The organism is Sphingomonas sp. PP-CE-1A-559 (assembly GCF_004340965.1).
Classification (GTDB): domain Bacteria; phylum Pseudomonadota; class Alphaproteobacteria; order Sphingomonadales; family Sphingomonadaceae; genus Sphingomonas.
In genome coordinates, this window is record NZ_SLYA01000001.1 from 788385 (window position 1) to 813493 (window position 25109).

Annotated in this window: 14 protein-coding genes; 3 read left to right on the top strand and 11 right to left on the bottom strand. The window is 67.7% G+C overall.

Annotation, left to right across the window (positions count from 1 at the left end):
• Positions 1–78 precede the first annotated feature (78 nt).
• Positions 79–2190 carry a prolyl oligopeptidase family serine peptidase gene (locus tag C8J42_RS03535; RefSeq protein ID WP_165895413.1) on the top strand — a complete coding sequence of 704 codons (2112 nt, stop codon included), beginning with the start codon at positions 79–81 and terminating at the stop codon, positions 2188–2190.
• A gap of 139 nt (positions 2191–2329) precedes the next feature.
• Here the strand turns inward: C8J42_RS03535 and C8J42_RS03540 are convergent, their stop codons facing one another.
• The 9 genes from C8J42_RS03540 to C8J42_RS03580 form a co-directional block, all read right to left on the bottom strand.
• Complete coding sequence (locus C8J42_RS03540) at positions 2330–2878, bottom strand: glycine zipper 2TM domain-containing protein (RefSeq protein WP_133018881.1); 549 nt, start codon at positions 2876–2878, stop codon at positions 2330–2332.
• 77 nt (positions 2879–2955) lie between these two features.
• Positions 2956–3252 (bottom strand): hypothetical protein, encoded by a 297-nt coding sequence (locus tag C8J42_RS03545; protein WP_133018882.1) that lies wholly within the window; start codon positions 3250–3252, stop codon positions 2956–2958.
• Between the two features lie 129 nt (positions 3253–3381).
• A complete protein-coding gene (locus C8J42_RS03550) occupies positions 3382–3675 on the bottom strand; it encodes a DUF1330 domain-containing protein (RefSeq protein ID WP_133018883.1) in 294 nt (97 codons plus the stop codon).
• 51 nt (positions 3676–3726) lie between these two features.
• The gene (locus tag C8J42_RS03555) at positions 3727–5649 is read right to left on the bottom strand and encodes an alpha-L-fucosidase (protein ID WP_133018884.1); all 1923 of its coding nucleotides are present in this window, start codon (positions 5647–5649) and stop codon (positions 3727–3729) included.
• Between the two features lie 18 nt (positions 5650–5667).
• Entirely contained in the window at positions 5668–7965 is a 2298-nt protein-coding gene (locus C8J42_RS03560) for a GH92 family glycosyl hydrolase (RefSeq protein WP_133018885.1), read from the bottom strand.
• Positions 7962–9392, bottom strand: coding sequence for a glycoside hydrolase family 125 protein (locus tag C8J42_RS03565; RefSeq protein ID WP_133019208.1), 1431 nt, complete (start codon positions 9390–9392; stop codon positions 7962–7964). The genes C8J42_RS03560 and C8J42_RS03565 overlap by 4 nt, the downstream gene beginning before the upstream one ends.
• A gap of 11 nt (positions 9393–9403) precedes the next feature.
• Positions 9404–11938, bottom strand: coding sequence for a glycoside hydrolase family 3 C-terminal domain-containing protein (locus C8J42_RS03570; RefSeq protein ID WP_133018886.1), 2535 nt, complete (start codon positions 11936–11938; stop codon positions 9404–9406).
• Positions 11935–14520 (bottom strand): glycoside hydrolase family 2 protein, encoded by a 2586-nt coding sequence (locus C8J42_RS03575; RefSeq protein ID WP_133018887.1) that lies wholly within the window; start codon positions 14518–14520, stop codon positions 11935–11937. The genes C8J42_RS03570 and C8J42_RS03575 overlap by 4 nt, the downstream gene beginning before the upstream one ends.
• On the bottom strand, positions 14520–16841 hold the full coding sequence (locus tag C8J42_RS03580; protein ID WP_133018888.1) for a family 20 glycosylhydrolase: 2322 nt from the start codon (positions 16839–16841) through the stop codon (positions 14520–14522). Before C8J42_RS03580 ends, C8J42_RS03575 begins: the two co-directional genes overlap by 1 nt.
• Before the next feature lie 251 nt (positions 16842–17092).
• On the opposite strand from C8J42_RS03580, the gene C8J42_RS03585 reads away from it, so the two are divergent.
• Both C8J42_RS03585 and galA read left to right on the top strand, forming a co-directional pair.
• The gene (locus tag C8J42_RS03585; RefSeq protein ID WP_056062350.1) at positions 17093–17830 is read left to right on the top strand and encodes a GntR family transcriptional regulator; all 738 of its coding nucleotides are present in this window, start codon (positions 17093–17095) and stop codon (positions 17828–17830) included.
• A gap of 21 nt (positions 17831–17851) precedes the next feature.
• The gene (gene galA / locus C8J42_RS03590) at positions 17852–20764 is read left to right on the top strand and encodes a beta-galactosidase GalA (protein ID WP_133018889.1); all 2913 of its coding nucleotides are present in this window, start codon (positions 17852–17854) and stop codon (positions 20762–20764) included.
• 146 nt (positions 20765–20910) lie between these two features.
• Here the strand turns inward: galA and nagE are convergent, their stop codons facing one another.
• Complete coding sequence (nagE, locus tag C8J42_RS03595; RefSeq protein ID WP_133018890.1) at positions 20911–22614, bottom strand: N-acetylglucosamine-specific PTS transporter subunit IIBC; 1704 nt, start codon at positions 22612–22614, stop codon at positions 20911–20913.
• Positions 22611–25103 carry a phosphoenolpyruvate--protein phosphotransferase gene (gene ptsP, locus C8J42_RS03600; protein WP_165895414.1) on the bottom strand — a complete coding sequence of 831 codons (2493 nt, stop codon included), beginning with the start codon at positions 25101–25103 and terminating at the stop codon, positions 22611–22613. Before ptsP ends, nagE begins: the two co-directional genes overlap by 4 nt.
• Positions 25104–25109: the final 6 nt, after the last annotated feature.

A 25109-nucleotide genomic window follows, 5' to 3' on the forward strand; every position in this document is an offset into this window, starting at 1 on the left:
TGCCGCACAATCGACAGGATTTGTTATGCGGATCGGTGGACCCCGGAACAAGCCCGGGGTGACGGTAGGGAGTTGTATATGCGTGGTATCTTGTTTGCGACGGCGGCGACACTGCTTGCGGGGACTGCAGCCATTGCCCAAGTCGCACCGATGACCAAAACGAACACCGCCGCCGACCCCTATATCTGGCTCGAGGACAAGGACGGTGCGAAGCCGCTGGCCTGGGTCGAGGCGGAGAATGCGAAGACGTTGCCGCGGCTGCAGAACGATCCGCGCTACAAGACCTTCTATGCCGAGGCGCTCGCGATCGCGTCGGCCAAGGATCGCATCCCGATGCCGAACCAGATGTTTGGACGGATCTACAATTTCTGGCGCGATGCCGAGCATCCGCATGGGCTGTGGCGTTGGACGAGTGCTGCCGATTACGCGAGCGCGACGCCGAAATGGACGACCGCGCTCGATCTCGATGCGTTGGGCAAGGCCGAGGGCAAGCAGTGGGTGTGGAAGGGGTCGACCTGTCTCCAGCCCGAGGAGCGGCTGTGTTTGGTCGCGCTGTCGGAGGGCGGCGAGGACGCGGTGACGTATCGTGAGTTCGACCTGTCGACCGGCGCGTTCGTCGAGGGCGGCTTCATGCTGCCGAAGTCGAAGCAGGATGCGAGCTGGGTCGACAAGGATACGCTGCTGGTCGCGCGCGACTGGGGGGCGGGGACGACGACGCAGTCGGGCTATGCGTTCGTGCTGAAGCAGGTGAAGCGCGGCCAGCCGCTGACCGCCGCGACCGAGGTGTATCGCGGCGCGGCGACCGACCAGGGGGCGACCGGGGCGGACGTGCTGACCGACGAGAAGGGCAACCGGCTGGTCGTGATCCAGCGCCGCAAGACGTTCTTCGGCGCGGATAAGCTGGTGTGGACGCCGGCGGGGACGCGGCCTCTTGCCTTGCCCGACCGGACGTTTCCGGCGGGGATGATCGACGGGCAGGTGATCTTCTCGACCAGCGATCCGTGGGGCAAGATTCCCGAGGGGGCGGTTGCTTCGGCGCCGCTATCCGAGGTCGAGAAGGGGATGATCAACCCGACGATCGTGTTCGCACCGGGGCCGCGCCAGTCGGTCGACGGGATGGCGCTGACCAAGTCAAAGCTGTTGCTGGTAGTGTCGGACAATGTCCGTGGGCGCGCGTCGGTTTATACGCATGGGGCGGCGGGCTGGACCGCCAAGCCGATCGCGCTGCCCGACAATGCTTCGATCGATGTCGCGAGCACGACCGATCGTAGCGACGATGCGTATCTGACGGTCACCGGGTTCCTGACACCGACCTCGCTCTATTCGCTGGATGCGGCGACGGGTGCTGCGCCGAAGCCGATCAAGACTTTGCCGCCCAAGTTCGATGCGTCGAACGATGTGGTCGAGCAGTTCGAGGCGACGTCCACCGACGGGACGAAGGTGCCGTATTTCGTGGTCCACAAGAAGGGCATTGCGCTCGACGGGACGACGCCGACGATCATGACGGCGTATGGCGGTTTCCAGGTGTCGATGACGCCGAGTTATTCCGGGAGCACCGGCAAGCTCTGGCTGGAGCGGGGCGGGTCGTACGTGCTCGCGAACATCCGCGGCGGCGGCGAGTTCGGGCCAAAGTGGCATGACGCCGGGCGCAAGACCAAGCGGCAGGTGATTTACGACGACTTCGCGGCGGTCGCGAAGGACCTGTTTGCGCGGAAGCTGACGAGCCCGGCCAAGCTGGGGATCTATGGCGGGTCGAATGGCGGGTTGCTGATGGGGGTCGAGTTCAACCAGCATCCGGACTTGTGGAAGGCGGTGACGATCCAGGTGCCGTTGCTCGACATGATCCGGTACGAGGGGATCGCGGCTGGGGCGTCTTGGGTCGACGAATATGGCTCGGTGACGGTGCCGGCGGAGAAGGCGTTTCTCGAGACGATCTCGCCGTATCAGAACATCAGGAAGGGCGTTGCGTATCCGGAGCCGTATATCTGGACGACGACCAAGGACGACCGGGTCGGGCCGCAGCATGCGCGAAAGTTCGCGGCGCGGTTGAAGGAATATGGGCTGCCGTATCTGTATTACGAGGACACGGCGGGCGGGCATTCGGGCGATGCGGATATAGAGCAGGGGGCTCGGTTGCAGGCTTTGCAGATGACGTATTTCACGCAGAAGCTGGTCGGGCCGGCGAAGTAGAGCTTGTGATCCTCCCCCGCCAGGGGGAAGGTGCAGGCATCGTATGACGAGGGGGAGGAAGGGGAAACCTCGGTTCCGTGTCCTCCCCCTCCGTCACCTTCGGCGCCACCTCCCCTGGTGGGGGAGGATCGACCGTCGATCAGCGGCAGCGGACCTGGCTGTTGCTCTGCTCGACTGCACGCCCGGCGAGGCCACCCGCCGCTGCGCCCAGCAGCGAGCCGACGATCCGCGAACGGCCGCCGTCGATCACGTTGCCGAGGATGCCGCCACCGGCCGCGCCGATGATCAGCCCGGTCGTGCCGTCGTTGCGCTTGCAGTAATATTTGCCGTCCTGCCCGGCATAGACGCGGTCGTTGGTCGCCAGCGTGCGCTCCTGGTAGTTCGGGCCGGCGCGATAGTAGCGCGAGGGGTCGTAGTTACCCTCGTCGCGCTCGTCCGGATAGGCTTCCTGATAGCCGCCGCTGCGGTCTGGCGCGGTGCGATAGCCGCCCTGCGGCACATACCCGCCACGATTGCGGACCGACTGATAGCGATCGAATTCCTGGCGGAAGATCTGCAATTCGCTGTCGAGACGCGATTGGGCGGCGGCGAAGCGCGCGTCGTCGGCCTGCGACTGCGCGAGCGCGGGGGTGGCGGCGGAGAGGCAGGTAGCGGCGATCAGTGCAGCCGTACCGAGAAAACGCTTCATGATCCGGGTCCTTCAAAAAGGTCACAACGAGAGTGGGCGGCAGCATCGCGCCACCGCCCACTCGATTTCAAGAATTATCAGCGGCAGATCTGCACGCGGCGGTTGTGGCGCCATTCGGTGCGGCAGCGACGGTTGTTGTTCCAGTTGCGACGATCATGATCGCGACCACGATAACGACGGTCGTCGTGACGATCGCCGCGATGGTCGTTGTGGCGATAGTCGCGGCGGTCGCCACGATGGTCGCGGTGGTCGCCGCGATGATCGTTGTCGCGATACTGCTGGCTGTACCCGCGCTGTGCCTCTGCGGGAGCGGCGGCGCCGAGGCCGAGTGTCGCGAAGGCCAACCCGGCAGCGATGAGATGCGTAAACTTCATGAGATGTCCTCTCGAACCCGACAATCGGGATGCGCCGTTGATACGGCTATCGAGAGACATCGTTCCTGAACGGGGTTGTTGGCTGACGTACAGGTTGGGCGCGCCAGCCGGGGATCAGCCGGCCCTATGTTAGCCGGGGAGCCCTTCTATCACGAACACGCGGTAGTCGGCGCCCTTCAGGCGGTGCTGCAACGCGTCCTGATAGGCCGGGCTGTCATACCAGGCATGCGCCTCGGCCACGTCCGGGAATTCGAGGATCACGGCGCCCTCGACAGCCTGACCTTCGAGCGTCTCGACCGCGCCGTAGAACGCCAGTGGCTTCAGCGTGCGGCCTTCGCGGGCCAGGGGTGCCTTTGCCTGGTATTTCTTCATCTCTTCGGCATCGGTGACTTCGTTGCGCACGAATACGACATAGGCGGTCATCAACATTCTCCTTCTGCGGCGGCAGGGTGGCAGCGAATACACCTATGCCCGTCAAGATGCGCCTGGTTTCGGCCTAAACGCGCCGAGGCCGGCGATTGCCAGCCGTTGTGCGGGAATCGCGGTTTCGGCGAACGAGAAGCGCAGGTAGCGCGCGGTGGTCGGTCGGGCGAAGGCGATGCGCTGGGCGGCGAGCGCGTAGGCGATGTTGGGGAGTTCGCCCTTGGCGATGTCCTGCCACGTCTTGCCGTCGGTGCTCGCCTCGACCCGGTAGCCTTTCGGCGGGGCGGTGTTCGCCATCACCGCGCGCGACGGGATCAGGACGAAGCCGGCGAGCGTCTCGGTCGCGGCCAGGTCGATCGTGACCGAGGCGGGTGTGCCGGGCGCAGGCGCGGGCATGGTCCAGGCAGTCGCGCTGTCGTCGTCGAGTAGCGCCTTGGCACCCGGCGCAGTGGCGGTGACGATCGACCAGCGGCTGGTGACGACCGTGGTCGTATCGGTGTTTCGGACCGGAGCGACGGGCGCGGGTGCGACCTGGCGGAACAGCGCGACTTCGCTGATCGCGGGGCAGGCTGTGCCTTCGAGGATGCGAAGGCGGAGGCGTCGTGGAGCGATCGGCGTGTCCAGGCGGACGATGCGTTGCGGTCCGATTCCCGAATGCTCGGCGAGCTTGCGCCATTGTCCGCCGATCTCGGCGTCGATCGCGAACCGGGTCACGCGGATGCCGAGCGGGAGATACTCGCGGAGGCGGATGAGGTCGAACGATCGGCCCGGCGGGAGGTCGAGCGTCAGCGTCGGCGTGGTGACGGCGTCGGGCGTCGACCAATAGGTGTCGCGATTGCCGTCGAGCACCGTGCTGGCCGCATAGGTCTTCCCGCGGACGTGGCTGGCGGATGCGACCGCACCCTTGGCGAGATCGGTGGCGAAGGTCGCGGTTTGAGCAGCGCCGAACGACTTCAGCGTCTCGACGTCGATGTCGGCGAGGCGGCCGCGGCGGTCCGGCGGCAGGTTGAGGTTGAGGTTGGTGCCGCGACCGACCGACTCGTCGTGGAGCTTGATCAGGCGGGCGGGCGTCTTGACCTTCGAATCCTCGTCGGCGTGGTAGAACCAGCCGGGGCGGATCGAGACGTCGGTCTCCGCTGGCCACCAGAGCGGTGCGCCGCGCACGCCAGAATTGCCCTCGGACTGGACATAGGGATGGTTCGGCATGGTCGGCCAACACGGATCGCCGGCGACGCCATCCTCGTTCCCGACCCAGCGCAGGTCCGCGCCGAGCGGGTCGAAAGTGCAGGCCATCGGCTGGTGCTCGTGGACCAGCGCGACGATCGACGGCCAGTTATAGTATTTGGGCGCGTCGATCTTCCGCGTGTCGCGCGCGCCGCCGTAATAGCCGTCGCCGCCGTTCGCGCCGTCGAACCAGAATTCGAACAGCGTGCCGTAACGCGTGCAGAGTTCGACCACCTGCTTGCGGAAATACTCGACATAGGCGGGGCGGCCATATTCGGCGTGATTGCGGTCCCAGGGCGAGAGGTAGAGGCCGAAATCGAGACCAGCACGGCGCGTGGCGCGCTCCATTTCGCCGACGATGTCGCCCTTGCCGTCCTTGTAGGGACTGTTGCGGATGCAGTGTTCGGTCAGCATTGTCGGCCAGAGGCAGAAGCCGTCATGATGCTTGGCGGTCAGGATGATGCCGCGCATGCCGCCCGCTTTTGCAGCTGCAACGATCTGGTCGGGCGAGAAGTCGGTCGGGTCGAAGAGCTTCGGATCCTCGTCGCCATAGCCCCATTCGCGATCGGTGAAGGTGTTGATCGAGAAATGGACGAACGCGTATTGCTCGCGCGCGTGCCAGGCGAGTTGGCGCTTCGAGGGCGTCGCACCCCAGGGTTTCGGCGCGGTGTCGCGGCCGGCACCGATCGCGGGCGTGGCGGTGGCGGCTAGACTCGAGGCGAGCAGCAGGCGGCGGGAAACTTCGGTCATCATCGTCTCCGGGAGGTATCAGGCAGCGGGCTGGCCGAACGAGGGCGGTCGGTCGGCGAGCCTGGCGCCGAATGCAGGGTTCGGCGTGGCGGACATGGTGAAGCGCAGCGTGCCGCCAGCCGCGAGATCGGCGTGCGATATCCAGCTTTTCGTCCACGGCTTGCCGTTCCACTGGACAGCCGCGACATAGGGCGTGTCGGCGCGGTTGCCCGGAGCTTCGACGACCAGCTTGCGACCCTTGCCGACGCGGACCTCGGCGTGGGTGAACAGCGGCGAGCCGAACACGTAGACCGCCGCGACCGGATCGACCGGATAGAAGCCGAGTGCGGACATCACGAACCAAGCGCTCATCTGGCCGCAATCGTCGTTGCCGATGATCCCGTCGGGTGCGTTGCGGTACATCGTGTCGAGCAGCTTGCGGACCAACGCCTGCGTCTTCCACGGCTGGCCGACATAGGCGTAGAGATACGGCACGTGCTGATCGGGTTCGTTGCCGTGCGCATATTGGCCGAGCAGCCCGGAGATGTCGGGCGGCGCATCCTTGGGCAGCGTCGACGGCGCGGCGAACAACGCGTCGAGCCTTGCGGCAAACTTCGCGTCGCCGCCGAAATGCGCGATCTGGCCGTAGAGGTCGTGCTGGTTGAGGAACGTCGTCTGCCAGCCATTCGCCTCGGTATAGTCGCGGTAGCGCTTGGTGTGGCCGAGCTGGATCGGGTCGTAGGGCGTCAGCCAGCTGCCGTCGGCGAGCTTTGGTCGGGCGAGGCCGATCGCGGGATCGAGCACGTTGCGGTAGTTGCGGCTGCGGAGACGCAGGCGATCGGCGTCTTCTTTCGCGCCGGCCTTGCGCGCGAGCGTCGCCATCGCCCAGTCGTCATAGGCGTATTCCTGAGTCCGGCTGACCGACTCGTCGACGACGTCCGCTGGGAGATACCCGCGCTCGATATACGTGCCGCGCGCGCGACTGTTGACCAGGTCGGGGGCGGCGGCGTCGAAGGCGCGCGTGCGGATCGCGGCCCATGCTGCGGCATAGTCGGCGTCGATCCCCTTTGCCGCGGCCTCGGCCATGATCGCGACCGAGTGCCAGCCGATCATCGTGCCGGTCTCGACCCCCTGGAGTGGCCAGCAGGGTGGGCCGTACGCGCTTTGCTGCGTCTGGCGGATCAGGTCGCGGACCAGCGACTTCGCGCGATCGGGGGCGACCAAGGTCAGCAGCGGGTGGAGCGTGCGATACGTGTCCCAGGTCGAATAGGTGCTGTACGCCTGCTCGCCGGCGGGGACGCTGTGGACCTCGCGATCGAGCCCGACATAGCGGCCGTCGACGTCGGAGAAGAGCGTCGGCGCGATCATCGCGTGGTAGAGCGCGGTGGTCATGATGACGCGGGCGTCGTCGGTGCCGCCCTCGACCTTCACAACCTTGAGCGTGTCGGCCCAGTTCCGGATCGCCTGGCGTCGCGCGACGTCGAACTCGCGGAAATAGGACGCGGCGAGGTTGGTCCGCGCGCCGGCCATGTCGACTGCGGAGACGGCGGTGCGGACGACGATCGGTGCGGCGCCCGCGTTGTCGTAATGCAACACCGCGCGGACGCGGTCGGCGGTGACGATCGCGCCGTTGACGCTCTGCGTGTCGGCGTAGAGCGTGATCCGGTCGGGCTTAGGGGACACGTGCATCGCGAAGTGGATGCGGCGGCCCTTCGCCCAGCGGAACGTCCGGCGGCTGCCGGTGAGCGTGCCGTCGGTGTCGAGCTCGATCCGGCTCTCGTCGATCAGCGGACCTTCGCCGGGGCGGCTGTCGCGGTAGTTGCCGAGATCGACCAAGAGATGGCCGGGGCCGGCGGGGAAGTGATGACGCTGCCACCCGACGCGCGTCTCCGCGGTCAGTTCGGAGCGGACGCCGTTGCCGAGCGTGACGGCGTAATAGCCGGGCTCGGTGACTTCCTGCGTGTAAGTCTGGCGATAGCCTTCGCCGGGCTTGTCGGGTGCGCCGGGCAGCAGCTTGACCACGCCGCGGCCGGGGACGACGAGCACGTCCATCAGGTCGGCGATGCCGGTCCCCGACAGATGCGTATGCGAGAAGCCCATCATGGTCGGGTCGCCGTGATGATACCCTGAGCAGTTCGCCCAATTCTCGGTGTCGGTGTCGGGGCTGACCTGGACCATCCCGAACGGCATCGTCGCACCGGGATAGGTATGGCCGTCGCCGCCGGTGCCGATCCAGAGATTGGGCGCGGCCTTTGCGGATCGTGCGGCGGCGGGGATCGCGCCGGCGATCGCCAGCGCACCGCTGGAGCCGAGCAGGGCGCGTCGGGTGATCTTCATAGGGCGCTCACCAATAATGCGGGGCGGGTGTTCGCAAGCTGAACGATCAGTTCCCCGAACAGCCCGTTGGCCCAGGCGAACCAGGACCGCGTGAACTTGGCGGGATCATCCTTGTCGAACGCCTCATGGATGAAGCCGGTGTCGGCATCGGTGTCGCGCAGCATCCGCAGGCACGCGCGGACGGTCGCGTCGTCTGCGCCCGCCAACGCGCGGACGATCAGCGACATCGGCCAGATCTGGCCGAGCCCGACATGCGGTCCGCCGATGCCCTCGGCCTTGGTGCCCTTGAAGAAATAGGGGTTGGCGTCGCTCCAGGCGGCATTGGCCGTGCGGCGCCAGAGGGGATCAGTGGCGGGGACGCAGCCCATATAGGCGAGGGCGGAGAGTGACGGCACGTTGGCGTCGTCCATGAAGACCGCGTTGCCGAAGCCGTCGACTTCGAAAGCCCAGACCTCGCTGCCGTCCCGCAGGCGCATCCGGCCGTGCGCGACGAGCGCCGCCTCGACTTCGTTCGCCAGCGCGGTCGCATCGGCGGCGAGCGCGGGGTCGTGGCGCGCTTCGTTGGCGACGACCGCGAGTTCGCGCAGGGTGGTGACCGCGAACAGGTTGGACGGGATCAGATACGGGTAGACGCAGGCATCGTCCGAGGGGCGGAAGCCGCACTGGATCAGGCCGTTGGGCTTGGCGGGATTGCCCCAGCCTTCGAGCGCCATCGTCTCGGTGTTACGGTTCGAGGATCGGAGGAAGCTGTAAGGGCCGCGGCCGTCCTTGCGCTGTTGTTCGCGGTAGGTGCGGATGCTCGCGCGAGCGGCTTCGGCCCAGGTCGCGTCGAACGGCGTGGCATCACGCGTCGCCTGCCAATAGCCGTAGGCGAGACGCATCGGATAGCAGAGCGAGTCGATCTCCCATTTGCGCTCCGCGACGCCGGGTTTCATTTCGGTCTGATCCTTCAGCGCCCAGCTGAGGTTGGTCTTCGCCGTCGGGCTTTCCATGAACGCGTTGGCGTAGGGGTCGATCAGGATCGAGCGCGACTGGCGAGCGATCAGGCCGCGGAAGAGCGTGCGCAGGGCAGGGTCTTCACGGACGAGATGGAGATAGGGGCGAAGCTGCGCGGAGCTATCGCGGAGCCACAGGCAGGGGATGTCGCCGGTGATGACGAACGCGTCGGGCGCGCCGCCGATCGTCGACATGCGAACCGTGGTGTCGAGCGTGTTCGGGTAGCAGTTGCCGAACATCCAGCGGAGCTTCGGGTCGCCGATCCGGGCCGAGACACGCGCGATCTCGCGTTCGACCGAGCGGCTGGTGAAGTTGCGATCGCCGAGTGCGGGGCGCTTGCTGGGGAGCGAGGGGCGGGCGGCGAAGGCGGGTGTGCCGACGAGCGCGAGGCCCCCGGCGACGCCGCCCGCCATGACGGTGCGGCGGTCCATGGTCGACGCGCTCACTTGGGCAACTCCACCGTCGTGCCGGTGATCATCAGGTCGCTCCATTGGCCCGCGCCGTCGCCGGGCTGGCCGCCGCCGATATAGAGGCGGTAGGCGCCGGGGACGATCGTCCGCGTGCCGTCGCGTGCGACGCTGCTCATCGATCGCGGATCGATCGTGAGCGGTACGGTGCGCGACTGGCCGGGCTTCAGCGCGACGCGGCCGAAGCCGACGAGCTGGCGCTGGAGGACGGGTGTGGTCGGGCCGCCGGCCTTCGCTGCGGGTGCGACTAGGTACGCCTGGACGACTTCTTCGCCTGCACGGTTGCCGGCGTTCGACAGCTTCGCGGTGACGGTGAGCGGTTGGCCGGCAGCGACGCTGAGCGCTGGCTTCGTCGCGGCGTAGGCGAAGTTGGTGTAGCTCATGCCGTGGCCGAAGCCCCAGAGCGGCGTGCCGGTGAAGTAGCGGTAGGTGCGCTCCTTCATCGTGTAGTCGGTGAACGCGGGGAGGTCGCTGGTGGTCTTGTAGAAGGTGACGGGGAGGCGGCCCGACGGGTTGTTGAGCCCTGCCAGCGTCTCGGCGATCGCGGTGCCGCCGGCCTGGCCGGGATACCAGGCAGCGAGGATCGCGTCGGCCGATGCCGGATCGACCGCGACCGCGCTGCCGCTGGTGAGGACGAGGACTACGGGCTTGCCGGTGGATTTCAGTGCTTCGAGCAGGCGGACCTGCGCTGGAGGAAGTCCGATGTCGGTGCGGTCGCCGCCGACGAAGCCGGGGACGCTGACCGAGAGTGCTTCGCCTTCGAGATCGGGCGACAGGCCCATCACCGCGACTACGACGTCGGCATCGCGGGCGGTGGCGACGGCCTGGTCTATCAACGGCTGTGCGGACGGGCTCCAGAGCAAGCGGACGCCTTCGTCGTCGCTGCGGTGATCGAGTTCGAGGCGGAACGGGACGGGCTTGCCGTCGCTGGTGAGCGTGACCTCGACGCGGCCCTTCTTGACCTCGCCGGCCGAGAGCTGGCGGTCGCCGATCCAGAGCCGGACCGCGTCGTGCGTCGAGCAATCCTTCCAGCAGGCGGGGACATCGACGACCAGCGGATAGGTGCCGGCGGCGGGGGGCGTGAAGGTCCCGGTCCAGCGGACGCCGAACGTCTTGGCGATACCGGGCGCGGGGCTCGCGCGGTTGTGGTCGATGTCGATGTGGCGGTCAGTGCGCGTCAGGGTCGGTGCGCCGACGCCGGCCTGCGCGGCGAAATACTCGGTCTTCAGGCCGCCGACGAAGACGGTTTCGGGGACGGGCACGGCTGCACCGTCGGCGAGCGACGAGCCTTGCGCGTAGCGGACGTTGGCGGCGCCGAACTGCTTGCGGATGCCCTCCAGCGGGGTGACGGGCGCGACCGCGGTGCCGTGGTAATTGCCTTGCAGCACGCCGAGATCGTCGGCGTCCGCGCCAATCACCGCGATCCGGCTGCCGGGCTTCAACGGCAGGCGGTTCGCGTCGTTCTTGAGCAGGACGATCGATTTCCGCGCGGCGTCGAGCGCCAGGGCGCGGTGGGCGGGGGTGTCGACCTGATCGGTGCCAATGCTGCGCCACGGATTGGCCGCGCCGAATACCGTGCCGAGCGCGCGGCGGGCTTCGAGCGAACGGATCAGCGCGGTGTCGACCTCGGCTTCGGTGACGAGACCCTGGCGGACCGCAGCGGGGAGAGCGGCGTAGGCGCTGCCGCAATTGAGATCGGTGCCGCCCTTTATTGCGGCGGCGGCTGCGCCTGCGGCGTCGAGGCGGTAGTGGTGGTATAGGCTGATGTTCGACACCGCGTCGCAGTCCGACACGGTGAAGCCCTTGAACCCCCAGTCGCGCCGTAGCCGGTCGTTCATCAACGCGGACGACGCGCAGGCGGGGACGCCGTGGATCGAGTTGTACGCGCACATCAATGACTGCGCCTTGCCCTCGGTGACGGCGAGCCGGAACGCGGGGAAGTAGGTCGCCTCCAGGTCGTAGGGGCTGGGATCGACGTCGAAGCTGTCGCGTCCGGCTTCGGGGCCGCTGTGGACCGCGAAATGCTTGGGGGTGGCGATGACTTTCGGGTGCAGCGGGTCGGGGCCCTGCAACCCGTGGATGAACGCGACGCCAAGGCGGCCGGTCAGATACGGGTCCTCGCCATAGGTCTCCTGGCCGCGGCCCCAGCGTGGGTCGCGGAAGATGTTGATGTTGGGCGACCAGATCGTCAGCCCTTCGTAGATCTTGCGGTTAGCGCCGACGTCCTGCGCATTGAAGCGCGCGCGCGCCTCGGTCGCGACGACGTCGCCGATCTTTGCGACCAGCGCGGTGTCCCAGGTCGCGGCCATGCCGATCGCCTGCGGGAAGACGGTCGCGTGGCCGTTGCGTGCGAGGCCGTGGAGTCCCTCGTTCCACCAGTCATAGGCGGGCAGGCCGGCCTTCGGATCGGCGGGCACGGTGCTCTGCAACTGCGCCGCTTTTTGTTCGAGCGACATTTGCGCGACGGCGGTTGCCACCGGGTCGGCGGACGCGAGCAGGAGCCAGATCATCGGGCGAGGGTCCTCAGGATAAGCGCTTTTCGCAAGGTGGTGGCGGAGGCGTCGGAGACGACATGGATGGTGACGCTCTCGCCCGGCAACAGATCGAAGCCGTCGTCGGACGGCTGGGCCGCGACTGCGCCGAAATCGAGCATGACGGCGCGGGCCAGGTTGGTCGCGGTGATCTTGACGTCGGTGCCAGTCCAGCGAACGCTGAGGCCGGGGTCGGGGTACGCCATGTCCTTCGGGAGCGCGCGTTCGATGATCGCACGGCTCGTGCCGCCGTTGTCGAGTTGCAGATCGGCGACCGCGTAGCTGGCGGTCGGCGCGGCGGTCCCGAACAGCGCGTCGTCGGAGAGCGTTGCGACCAGTCTCGACGAGAGCGGCTCGAGCATCAGCGCGGCGGTGGTGTCCTTCAACACCTTGCCGTCCATCGTCATCGTCCGCACCCGCCAGCGAGAGTCGACCAGCGTCGTCGCGTCGGAGATCAGCGAGATACGCGTCGCGCCGTCTTTCCGCTCGGCGACGATCGCTTGCGGCGCAAAAAACCGGCGGGCGGCGTAGTTGAGCAGCTTCCACCGGCCGGCATGATCGATGCTCGCCCAGCTGATCGAAGGCCAGACGTCGTTGAGCTGCCAGTAGAGCGAGCCCATCGTCACCGGGCGACAGGCGCGGTGGTGCGAGGCGGCGATGCGGATCGCCTCAGCCTGGTTGACCTGCGTCAGGTAGACGAGATCGGCGAAATCGCGCGCGGGGCGCAACCGATCGCGCAGGTACATCATCAGCCGCTCATTGCCTTCGCCGGCGAGGAACTTCTGGTGCGCCTTCATCACCGGGCTGTCCGCCGTGAGCGCGCCCTTGCCGGCGAATTCGCGGATCGTCGACAGGTCGGGCATCGACTGGAAGCCGTATTCGGACATGAAGCGCGGGCAGCTGTCGAGATAGTTCTCGACCGGCTTGGAGCCCGACCAGACGTCCCAGAAATGGCGGTCGCCGTCCTTGTCGGTGTCGACCGGCCCCTCGTAATTGGTCGAGGGCGAGCCCGGCCAATAGGGTGTGCCGGGGGCGTTGCGCGTCACGGCTTCGCGCAGCACGCGGTCGAACAGCACGGCCATGCCGGCGCCGATGCGCTCCTGCTCGTCGGCACCGACGGCCTTCTTGAACGCTTTCCGGTCGGACCAGTTTTCCCAGCCCGACAGGACCTCGTTGCCGCCGGCCCACAGCACGACGGAAGGGTGCGATCCGATCCGCGCGACCTGTTCCTCGGCCTCGATCCGGACGTTCTCGCGGAAGGCGGCGTCGGGCGGGGTGACGCTGCCGCCGAACATGAAGTCCTGCCACACCATCAGGCCCATGCGGTCGGCGATGTCGTAGAACGCGTCGTCGAGGTAGGTCCCGCCGCCCCAGATGCGGACCATGTTCATGTTGGCGTCGCGCGCGCCCTTCAGGATGGTCTCCATGTATGCGGGCGTGACGCGCGCCGGGAAACTGTCGAACGGGATGATGTTCGCGCCCTTGGCGAAGATCGGCGTGCCGTTGACCTTGAACCCGAAGCTGCCGTCCTTGCGGATCAGCTCGACCGTGCGCAGGCCGATCCGCTTCGTCACGCTGTCTTCGGGCGTCGGCTCCGCGCCGCCCAGCGATGCGGTGACGGTATAGAGCGGCTGCGCGCCGTAACCGACCGGCTGCCAACGTTTCGGATCCGCGATCGCCAGCGGGATCGAGACCGCGTTGTTGCCCTTGACGAGCGTCACCGTCCGGTCGACCGAGACCGTCTTGCCATCCGGCCCGGCGACCGCGGCGCGGATCGTCGCGACGCCGGGCGTCTCGACGGCGATGTCGAGCTTGGCGGACAGCCGCGCCTCGGTCGGCGTTAGCGCCTCCTGATCGACGCGGAGCGTGTCGATCCGCGCGTCGTCCCAGATCTCCAGCCGAACCGGCCGCCAGATGCCGGTGTTGACGATACGGGGACCCCAGTCCCAGCCGTAATTGTATTTCGGTTTGCGGATGTAGGGCGAGGTCTGCTTGCCCTTCGGCTCGTCGCCGAACGCGCTGTCATATTCGCCGGGCAACGGGTTCTTCTCGGCGAGCACCATCGGCTGGAGCGTGCGGATCGGCGATGCGATCGTCACCAGCACCTCGTTGCGCCCGATCTTCAGCACCGGCTGCGCATCCACGCGCCAGCGCCGATGCGCGTTGTCGGTGGTCAGCAGGACCGTGCCGTTGACGCTGACCGTCGCGAACGTGTCGAGACCGTCGAATACGAGGTCGAGGTGATTGCGCTGCATCATCGCCGGGGTGACGTCGAACACGCGGCGGAACTGCCACTTGGTCAGCCCGGCCCACTGGATCGCCGCCTCGTTGGTGCCCTTGAACGGATCGGGCACGCGGTGCGCCGCGATCAGGTCCTGCTGCACCGATCCGGGGACGGCCGCGGGCAGCCACTTGGCCTCGCGCTTGTGCGCGGCGATCGCGGCGGTGTCAGTGGGGTCGATCCGCACCTGCCATGCACCGTCGAGCGGCACGACGGTCTTGGGCGAGGCGAGCGCAGGCGCGGCGAGCGCGATCAGGGGGAGGACGAACCAGCGACGCATCAGCGTGTCTCCGACAGGGTCATGCGCTCGACCGCGTAGAAGGGGTCGGACGTGGGGGCGGTGAATTGGAGGCAGACGTCGCGGTCTCCGGTGATCGTCGGCAACGTCCCCTTCACGCTGAAGCGGGTCGGCGCGGTCTTCGGATCGGGCAGCGGGAAGGTACCGGCGATCACCGGTTTCGAGCCCTTCACGGTGCAGCCGACCAGCACCATCAGCTCGCCATGCGGCGTCACGTTGTAATGCTGGCGGACCTTGGTGACGTCATGCGCGAGGCCCCAGTTGCGCGGCAGGCGGGCGATATCGATCGTGAACCCCTTGGCGACATCCATCGGCGCGGCGGGGTAGGCGGTGCAGGTGTCGAAGATGTCGGCGTTGAACACCGGCGCATTGCCCTGTGCTTCCGAGGTTAGCGGCAGGCGCAGGCCGAGAGATCCCTTGGGGCAAGCGATCATGTCGGACGCGGTGCGCGTGAGTAGCGCCTGGCGCCCGGTCTCGAACAGGCGGGGTTCGGCGACCGGCTGGCCACTCGCATCGAACGCGGCGGCGCGGATCGCCACGCCGGGCTTTACCGAAAGTGGCGCGGTGTAGGCGGGCGAGCGTGCGGTCGGGATCTTCCCGTCGAGCGTGTAGCGGATCGTGCCGTACGGCGCCTGCGTGGCGAGGACGACTTTCGCGCGGTTGGTGCGGAGCGCATCGCCGCGCGTGCCGTCGAGCGTGTAGCCGACCGCGAACGCACTGTCCGCGACCTCCAACCCCGACTTGCGCCAGCGCCGGATCTGCGGCTGGACCCGGTCGAGGAAACTGGCGAAGTCGCGCTTGTCCTTGCCCGACCAGGTGATCTCCGCGAGCGCGGCGGCGCGCGGGAAGATCAGGTGCTGCATCTGGTACGGCGTGACGATGTATTCGCTCCACAGATTGGCCTGCGCGCCGAGCACGTGCTGCGCCTTGTCCGCCGAGATGCCCGTCGGCGTCGGCTCGTAATTGTAGACCGTTGCGAGCGACTGGATTGCGAGGCGGCCGGGTGGTTCGTCGCGGCGATCGCTTTGCAGATTGTCGAAATACAGCGTCGGGGCGGGCGACAGCACGACGTCGTGGTTCTGATTGGCGGCATCGACCGCGCCCTTTTCACCACGCCACGACATCACTGAGGCCGACGGGGGCAGGCCGCCTTCGAGTATCTCGTCCCAGCCGATCAGGCGACGCTTCTTGCTCGCCAGATAGGTGCCGAACTGGTCGATCATCCAGCTTTGCAGACCGTTCTCGTCCTTGATGCCAAGCTTCGCCATCTGCGCCTGCACCTCGGGGCTGCGTTCCCACTGGTCCTTGACCGCCTCGTCGCCGCCGAGATGGATATAGGTGCCGGGGAACACCGCCATGAGTTCTTCGAGCACCGTCTTAACGAACGCGATGCCCTTGGGGCCGGGGTTGAAGAGGTAGGGGTTGACGCCCCATGCGTTGCTGACTTCAGGCGTGTCGCCGATCACGCCGAGGTCTGGATAGGCCGCGACGAGCGCCTGCGCATGGCCGGGCAGGTCAATCTCGGGAACAATCACGATGCCGCGTTCGGCGGCATAGGCGACCAGTTTGCGCAGTTCGTCCTGCGTGTAGAAACCGCCGACGCGCGTGCCGGGTGCTTCGCCGGTCGAGGGGCTGGTGCGGATGCTGCCGATCTCGGTGAGCTTGGGATAGGCCTTCACCTCGAACCGCCAGCCCTGGTCGTCCGACAGATGGAGGTGAAGCGTGTTGAGCTTCACCGATGCCATCTGGTCGACGATCGCGTAGATCGACGGCAGCGACTGGAAATGCCGTGCGGTGTCGACCATCAGCCCGCGCCAGCCGAAGCGGGGGGCGTCGTCGATCGTCACCGCGGGGATGCGGATCGGCTGGCCGAACGCGCGATCGGGGCTGATGAGCTGGGCGAGCGTCATCGCGCCGTAGAGAAGCCCGGCGTCGCCCGATGCGGTGATCGTGGCACCGGACGTGTCGACGGTCAGCCGGTAAGCTTCGGCGCCCTTGATCGCGGCATCGCGGACGAAGCGGATATTGCCGTTAGGCGACGTCTGGAGAGCGAGCCCGCGCTCGGTCTTAACATGCGCGATGAGCAGGCGCGCGGCTGCGGAGGCACCCGCGTCGGATGGATCAGCCGCGATCGTCGTACCGTTCGCGATCGTGAAGCTGCCGGCGGTGCGCGTGATCGCCGAAGGTTGCGGTACCAGTGGCAGGCGGTCCTGCGCCTGGGCAGGGATCGCGCAGAGAGCGGCAGGAAGCAGTGCCGTCGCCGTCAGCCAGCGCCCGGCATTTCGGTTCGCGGTTGCACGCATGTCGACTGCTCCCTGTATCGGCTCCTGACGGCCGCTGGTCGAGGAATGTAACCAATATAAGTCCAGACACAACCCCGTCATTTGACAGCAAGCTTGTCCTGCTATGACAGGAGATCGGACGTGGGGCGGTCAGGGGACATACCAATATGGCCCATGGATTTAGTCTGGTTGCCCACCACGCGGTCCTTGGCTACGCTACCATAAGGGACGCGGCAAGGCTCGCTTTGAGCTGCCGGTCGGAGGGGGAATACATGGCGTTTTCCGATGACATCGGACGCTTTCGCAAGGGAAATCCATCGCCGCTCTACCTCCAGTTGCAGGAACTGATCCGCAACGCGATCGGCGAGAAGCTGTTGGTACAAGGCAATGCGATCCCGGCCGAGCGCGATCTCGCGATCGAGTACGACGTATCGCGGATCACTGTGCGCAAAGCGATCGGCGGACTGGTCGAGGAGGGGCTTCTTACGCGCAGGCGCGGCGCGGGGACGTTCGTTGCCGGGCGCGTCGAGAAGAGCTTCTCGAAGCTGTCGTCGTTCAGCGAGGACATGGCGGCGCGGGGCCGCACGTCGAGCAGCAGCTGGATCTCGCGCTCGGCGGGGCAGGTGAACCCGGAGGAAGCGATGGCGCTGGGGTTGTCGCCGGGGGCGGCGGTGTTCCGCTTCAACCGCATACGCTATGCCGACGAAGAGGCGATGGCGCTCGAATTCTCGACGATCGCGGGATATTGCCTGCCGTCGGTCGAGGTGGTCGATGACTCGCTCTACACCGCGCTCGAGAACGCCGGGAGCCGGCCGGTACGCGCGCTGCAACGCCTGCGTGCGGTGCCGTTCGGGGGCGAGCATGCGCGGATGCTGGGCGTCGACGCGGGCCATGCCGGGCTGTTGATCGAACGCCGCGGCTTCCTGCGCGATGGCCGGGCCGCGGAGTTCACGCGCTCCTATTACCGCGGCGATGCGTACGACTTCGTCGCCGAACTCGCCGATATCTGACCTTTAATACCGAGAGTACCGATGAACCGACGTGAGCTTCTTGTTGGCACGGCGGGCGCCGGTGCTTCTCTGGTCGTGGGGCCGATCGAGGCTGGGTTTGCGGCCAGCGTCAAGGCGCAGGGCAGTGCCGGCGCGCTGCCCATGCCGCAGCCGTCGCGAACCCTGCCGTCGCGCGCGCTGGTGCAGGACCCGTCGCGAACGCTGATCGAGCGCGGGTGGCTGTTCCACGAGGGCGACGTGATCGCACCGCCGCCCGAAGGTCACAATGCGACGTATCTGAGCGTGAAGGCCGGCAACGCACTCGGCGCCGCGGCGATGGCGTATGACGATTCCGACTGGCAGTCGGTTCGGTTGCCGCATGACTGGGCCTCCGCGCAGCCGTTCGTGAAGACCGCAAGCGTGTCGCAGGGCTTTCGCGCGCGGGGGATCGGTTGGTACCGACGGACGCTGCGGCTCGATCCGGCGGACCGCGGCAAGACGATCGGGCTGCAGTTCGACGGGATCGCGACTAATGCGACGGTCTGGGTCAATGGCAGCGTCGTCGCACACAACTGGTCGGCGTATAACAGCGTCGAGATCGACCTGACGCCGTTCGCGCGGTTCGGCGACGACCTCAACGTCATCGCGGTGCGCGTCGATGCGCAGGCGATGGAGGGCTGGTGGTACGAAGGCGCGGGGATCTATCGCCATGCGTGGCTGATCCGCCGTGCGCCGGTGGCGATCGTGACGGACGGCGTGCACTGCGATCCGAGGCGCGCCGTGAATGGCGCGTGGAGCGTGCCGGTCGAAGTGAAGCTCGGCAGCATCGATCGCGCGTCGGTCGGCGTGACGGTGGATGTCGCGCTGGTGGATCCCGACGGCAAGCGCGTGGCGGGCGCGCAGGCGACCGCGACGGTCCTGCCGCTCGAGCGCGCGACCGCGATGGTCACGCTGACCGTGCCTGCGCCGCGCATTTGGTCGATCGAGACGCCGACGCTCTATACCGTCGTGACGCACGTCCTGCGCGACGGCGCGATCGTCGACGAGCGGCGTATCCCGGTCGGCTTCCGCACGATCCGGTTCGATGCGGACCGCGGCTTCCTGCTCAACGACAAATCGGTAAAGCTGAAGGGCGTATGCCTGCATCAGGATCACGCCGGCGTCGGCACTGCGATCCCCGATGCGCTGCTGCGCTGGCGGCTGGAGCGGCTGAAGGCGATGGGCTGCAACGCCATCCGCTGTTCGCACAACGCGCCGGCCGCCGAACTGCTCGACCTGTGCGACGCGATGGGCTTCGTCGTGATGGACGAGAACCGCCAGTTCAATCCCGCGCCCGATTACATGGCGCAGCTCGAATGGATGGTCCGCCGCGATCGCAACCACCCGAGCGTGATCCTGTGGTCGGTGTTCAACGAGGAACCGATGCAGGGTACCGAGGCGGGTGTCGAGATGCTGCGGCGGATGGCGCACGCGGCGCATGCGCTCGACGACAGCCGGCCGGTGACGGGCGCGATGAACGGCGCGTTCTTCGATCCGATCAACGTGTCGAGCATTTTCGACGTCGTCGGCTTCAATTATTACCAGGGCGACTACGACCGGTTCCACCAGCTCAACCCGACCAAGCCGATGACGAGTTCGGAGGATACCAGCGCCTATGAAACGCGCGGTGCCTTCGCGAGTGATCCGGCCGCGCATGTCCAGTCGTCCTACGACGTCGAGGCGGCGAGCTGGGGCGATACGCACCGCGCGACGTGGAAGAAGATCGCCGATCGCCCGTTCGTCGCGGGTGGGTTCGTGTGGACCGGGTTCGATTATCACGGCGAACCGACGCCGCACGAATGGCCGACGATCTCCAGTTTCTTCGGCATCCTCGACCTGTGCGGGTTCCCGAAGACTGCGTTCGATATCCACCGCGCGCATTGGGTCGACGACACGCCGGTCGTCAGTTTGACGCCGCACTGGACTTGGCCGGGACGCGAGGGGCAGCCGGTCGTGGTGCTGGTGATGAGCAATGCCGCGCGCGTCGAGTTGCGGCTGAACGGTCGGAAGGTTGGCGAGCAGGCGGTCGACCGGATCATGGGCAACGAGTTCAGCGTGCCCTACGCGCCGGGGCGGATCGAGGTCATCGCGATGCGCGGCGGCAAGATCGTTGCTACCGCCGCGCACGAGACCGTGGGCAAGCCGGTCGCGTTGCGGCTGACGCCGGCGCGGACCGTGATGGCGGGCGACGACGAGGATACGCAGCCGGTGACGATCGACGCGATCGATGCCGCCGGGCGCCACGTACCGACCGCGAACCTGCCGACGCGGTTCTCGGTCGATGGCGCGGCGATCATCGGTGTCGGCAATGGCGATCCGAACAGCCATGAGCCCGAGAAGGGCAATGCGCGGTCGTTGTTCAACGGGCTGGCGCAGGTCATCGTGCAGGCGGGGACGGGGCGAGGGCGGATCGTGATGACCGCGACTGCGCAGGGATTGAAGCCGGCGCGGCTGGTGATCGACCGGGCAGCGATCGCACCGCGGGCGCAAATGGCCGCGACCTATGGCGGGCAGGCGATCCGGGAGTGGCGTCGTTCGCCGGCGTTCGCTGCACGGCCGGATCCTGCGCTGGCGCCAATCGATGGCGACAATAACAGCTGGGCGTTCGTGCGGAGCGGTACGCCGGTCCAGGCTGTGGCGGAGGGGCGTTGGCGACTCTACCGCGCGAGCGTTACGCCGTGGCGGCGGATCGGCGTGGAGGGCGGCATGATCCGTTTCGCCGCGATCGCGGGCAAGGCCGAGCTGTGGGTCGATGGCCGGCGGCTCGCGTCGAAGGCGGGTGCCGAGGTTGGGCCGCTGGAGGCGGCGTTGCCGGCTGGCGGCCGCGTGCGTCAGATCGTGCTTGTGGTGGAAGCGGCTGCGGAGGGGGTTTCGGGTATCGTCGGGCCGGTGTCACTGGAACCGCTAGCGCGCTGACGCCGCAATTTACTGAATCCTCCCCCGCCAGGGGGAGGTGTCGCCGAAGGTGACGGAGGGGGAGGACACGGAACCTCTGCTCCGTGTCCTCCCCCTCCGTCTGGCAAGTGCCAGCCACCTCCCCCTGGCGGGGGAGGATCAGTGGTCTAGCGGGCCAGCGTCGTCAGGACTGCGTCGGTCGCGAGCACGTGAAGCTGGCCTGGCGCGGGGCGGGCGATTGCGCGGATACCGAGCTTTGCCAGCGCCCTATCGTCCGCTAGCGCTATATCACCGAGCTGGACGCGTAGTCGGCCGGTATGGCGGCTGGCGCCAAGGACATTCGCCGCTCCGCCGAGTGCACTTTCCGTTATGGATGAAAGGGCGATCGTATCCTCCGCTACAGTCGCGGCAGGCTTGATCGCCACATCACCACCCAGCGCCAACGCATCGCGGATTTCCATCGAGACGACATCAGCGATCGGCCCGAGCACGACCTGGAGCGCGGAGTTTGACGGGCGCAGGATGCCGCGCGCGCCGAGTGCCTTCAGCGCGGCATCGTCGACCGCGGACTGGTCCACGACGATCAGCCGCAACCGCGTCGTGCACGCGCTCACCGTGGTCAGGTTCGCCCCGCCGCCGAGCGCCTGCGCGAACGCCGCACCGCGCCCGCCTGAAACCGGGGGCGCTACGGCCGCGACGGTTTCGGCTTCACGTCCGGGAGTCGCGAGGTCGAACTTGCGGATGAAGAAGCGGAACAGCCCGTAATACAGCACGAAATACACCGCACCGACCGGCAGCAGGACGAGCGGTCGCGTCGCCTTGGCGAAGTTCAGCACGTAATCGAGCAAACCCGCCGAGAAGCCGAAGCCCATCTTGACGCCGAGCAGGTCCATCAGCGCCATCGACAGGCCGGTCAGCACCGCGTGCACCGCGTAGAGCACGGGCGCGAGGAACATGAAGCTGAACTCGATCGGCTCGGTGACGCCGGTCAGCGCCGAGGTGAGCGCGAGGCTGAGCAGCATGCCGCCGACCGCTTTCCGACGCTCGGGCTTGGCGGAATGGTACATGGCGAGGCACGCGGCGGGCAGGCCGAACATCATCACCGGGAAGAAGCCGGCCATGAAGATTCCCGCCGACGGATCGCCTGCGAAGAAGCGGCGCAGATCGCCCGAGGTGCCGTGGTAATCGCCGGCGACGAACCAGACGATGTTGTTGAGCAGGTGATGCAGCCCGGTGACGAGCAGCAGGCGGTTGAGCAACCCGAACACGAACACGCCGATCGCACCGCTGCCGGTGATCGCGACGCTCAACTGGTCGACGCCCTGGCTTAGCAGCGAGAAGCCGAAGCCGAACACCGCCGCGAGCACGAGGCCGGCCACGCCGCTGACGATCGGCACGAACCGCCGTCCGCCAAAGAAGGCGAGATATTCGGGCAACTTGATCGTCGAATAGCGATTGTAGAGCGTCCCGCCCGCGAGCCCCGACAGGATGCCGATCGGCACGTCGAGCCGCGCCATCGCCTTGGCCTTCCACGCTGCTATCGCGAGGTCGGCGGAGACGCCGGTCAGCCCTGCGGATACTTCGGGCGCGACGGTGATCAGGACCTTGCCCGCCTCCGTCGCGACCAGGAAGCAGACGACGCCGGCAAGGCACGCGGCACCGTTGCCGTCGCGCGCGAACCCGGTGGCGACGCCGATCGCGAACAGCAGCCCGAGGTGCGAGAAGATCGCGTCGCCCGCCGCGCTGATGAAGGCGATGTCGAGCAGGTCGGGTTGGCCGAGGCGGAGCAGCAGGCCGGCGATCGGCAGCACCGCGATCGGCAGCATCAGCGCGCGGCCGAGCGGCTGGAGGGCTTCGAGGATCGATTTCATGCGGTGAACTCCCGGGCGAGCGAGCGGACGTCGGCGGCGGACCCGCATTGCAGCGCGGCGGCGGCATGCGCGCGGCACGCCTCCATCGTCAGCGTCGCGACCAGTGCCTTGATCTCGGGCACCAGCGCCGGTGCGGACGAGAGTTCGGTGACGCCGAGCCCGATCAGGATCGGGACGGCGAGCGGGTCGGAGGCGAGCCCGCCGCACACGCCGGTCCAGCGGCCATGCACCGCGCCTCCCTTGCAGGTCTGCGCGATCAGCCGGAGGACGGCGGGGTGCAGCCCGTCGATCCCGCTCGCGACGGCGGCGTTACCGCGGTCCATCGCCAGCGTGTACTGCGTGAGGTCGTTGGTCCCGACCGACAGGAAATCGGCCTCCGCGGCAATCAGGTCGGCGGTAACGGCGGCGGCCGGCGTCTCGATCATCACGCCGACGGGCACGCGGTCGACGATGCCGATATCTGCGGCGACGCGGTCGACCACCGCGCGAACGGCGCGCAGTTCGTCGAGGCTCGCGATCATCGGCACCATGATCCTGCATTGCCCCGCGGGCTTTACCGACAGGATCGCGCGGACCTGGTCCTCCAGGATCTGCGGGTGCGCGAGGCCGACGCGGATGCCGCGCAAGCCTAGTGCGGGGTTCTCTTCCGGCGCCATCGGCAGATACGGCGCGGGCTTGTCGCCACCGATGTCGAGCAGGCGGACGATCAGCGGACGGCCGTCGAGTGCGTCGGCGATCGCCTGGTAGTCGGCGGTCTGTTCGGCGACCGTCGGTGCGGAATCGCGTTCGAGGAACAGGAATTCGGTGCGCAACAGGCCCGAGCCTTCCGCGCCGTTCTCGACCGCGAGATGCGCATCGCCGAGCGCGCCGAGATTGGCGAACGCCTCGATCCTGGTGCCGTCGGCCATGCGGCAGGGTTCGCCGGCCCGCGCGAGGGCTTCGGTGCGGCGGACCTGTGCCTGGACGATCCGCACCTGCGTGGCGACGAGCGTGTCGGCGTCTGGATCGATCCGCAACAGGCCTTCACTGGCGTCGAGGATCACCGGCGTATCGTCGGTGACGGCGTTCAACAGCGCGCCAATCGCGACCAGCGCGGGGAGGCCCATCGTCGCGGCGAGGATCGCGACGTGCGAGGTCGGGCCGCCGCGCTCGACGCAGAAGCCGACGATGTTCGCGCGATCGAGCGACAGGACGTGCGACGGCAGCAGATCGTCCGCGAGCAGGATCGTGTCGGGCGGGAACGACAGTGGCGTGGTCTCGACGCCGGCGATCAGCGCGAGCAACTGGCGTTCGAGATCGAGCATGTCGTCGGCGCGCTCGGCAAGCCGCGGGTCGGTGCTGGTGCGCAACGCGTCGGCCTGCGGACGTATCGCGGCGCGCCAGGCATGACCGGCGCTCTCGCCGCGGGCAATGCCGCTGCGCGTCGTCTCGTGGAGCATCGGGTCGTCGAGCATCGCCGCATGCGCCTCGACGATCGCGCGTTCGGGACCGGTTGCGGTGCGGGCGCGCTCCGAGAAACGGGTCGAGAGCGTGGTGACGGCTGCATCGAAGCGTGCCTCTTCGACAGCGATGCCTTCGCCGTGTTCGGGGACGACGATGTCGGCGGGACGGAACCAGCGTGCCCGACCAATTGCCAGGCCGGGTGCCGCGGTAACGCCGGTCAGCGCGCCGTCGACTGCGGGGCGGGCTGGCACGGGCGCGGCGACGGGCGCGCGGGGGGCTTCGGCGGGCTCGTCCATGCCGCTCTCGATCAGGTCGCAGATCGCGGCGAGTGCGGTGGCGGCATCGGCGCCGGCTGCGGTCACGACGATCGTATCGTCGCGGCGGATCGCGAGTGCGAGCAGGGCGATCGGGCTGCGGATATTGGCGGTCTTGTCGCCGCACGCGAGCGTCATGTCGGCGTCGAAGCGCTTGGCGGTCGCGGCAAGGCGCGCGGCGGGGCGGGCGTGGATGCCGTGCGGGAGGGGAACGACGACCGTGCGTGCGTGCGTCGCGCCGTCCTTGCTCGTCTCGCGGCGTGCGACCGCGTCGCTGGGTTCGAGCGTCATCAGCGGATCGCCGACCGCGACCAGTTCGCTGGAGACGGCGTGGACGATGCTGAACCGGTCGGGGTTCACGACGACGATCGGCGTGACGACCGCGCGGGCCTCTTGCACCAGCAGATCGAGGTCGAAGCGGATCAGCGGCGCACCGCGCTCGACCGTGTCGCCGACCGCGACGCAAGGGCTGAACCCGCGTCCGCCGAGCGCGACCGTGTCGAGCCCGATGTGGATGAGGATCTCCGCACCCTCGGGCGTGGCGAGCGTGATCGCGTGGCCGCTCGGCAACAGCGTCAGCACGGTGCCGGCGCAGGGAGCGTAGAGGCAGTCGCCGGTTGGATCGATCGCGACGCCGTCCCCCAGCATCCGCTCCGAGAACACCGCGTCGGGCACTTCGTCGATCGGCGTTGCCCAGCCCTGCATCGGCGCGGTCAGGAGGATGGAGGCCATGGGTGC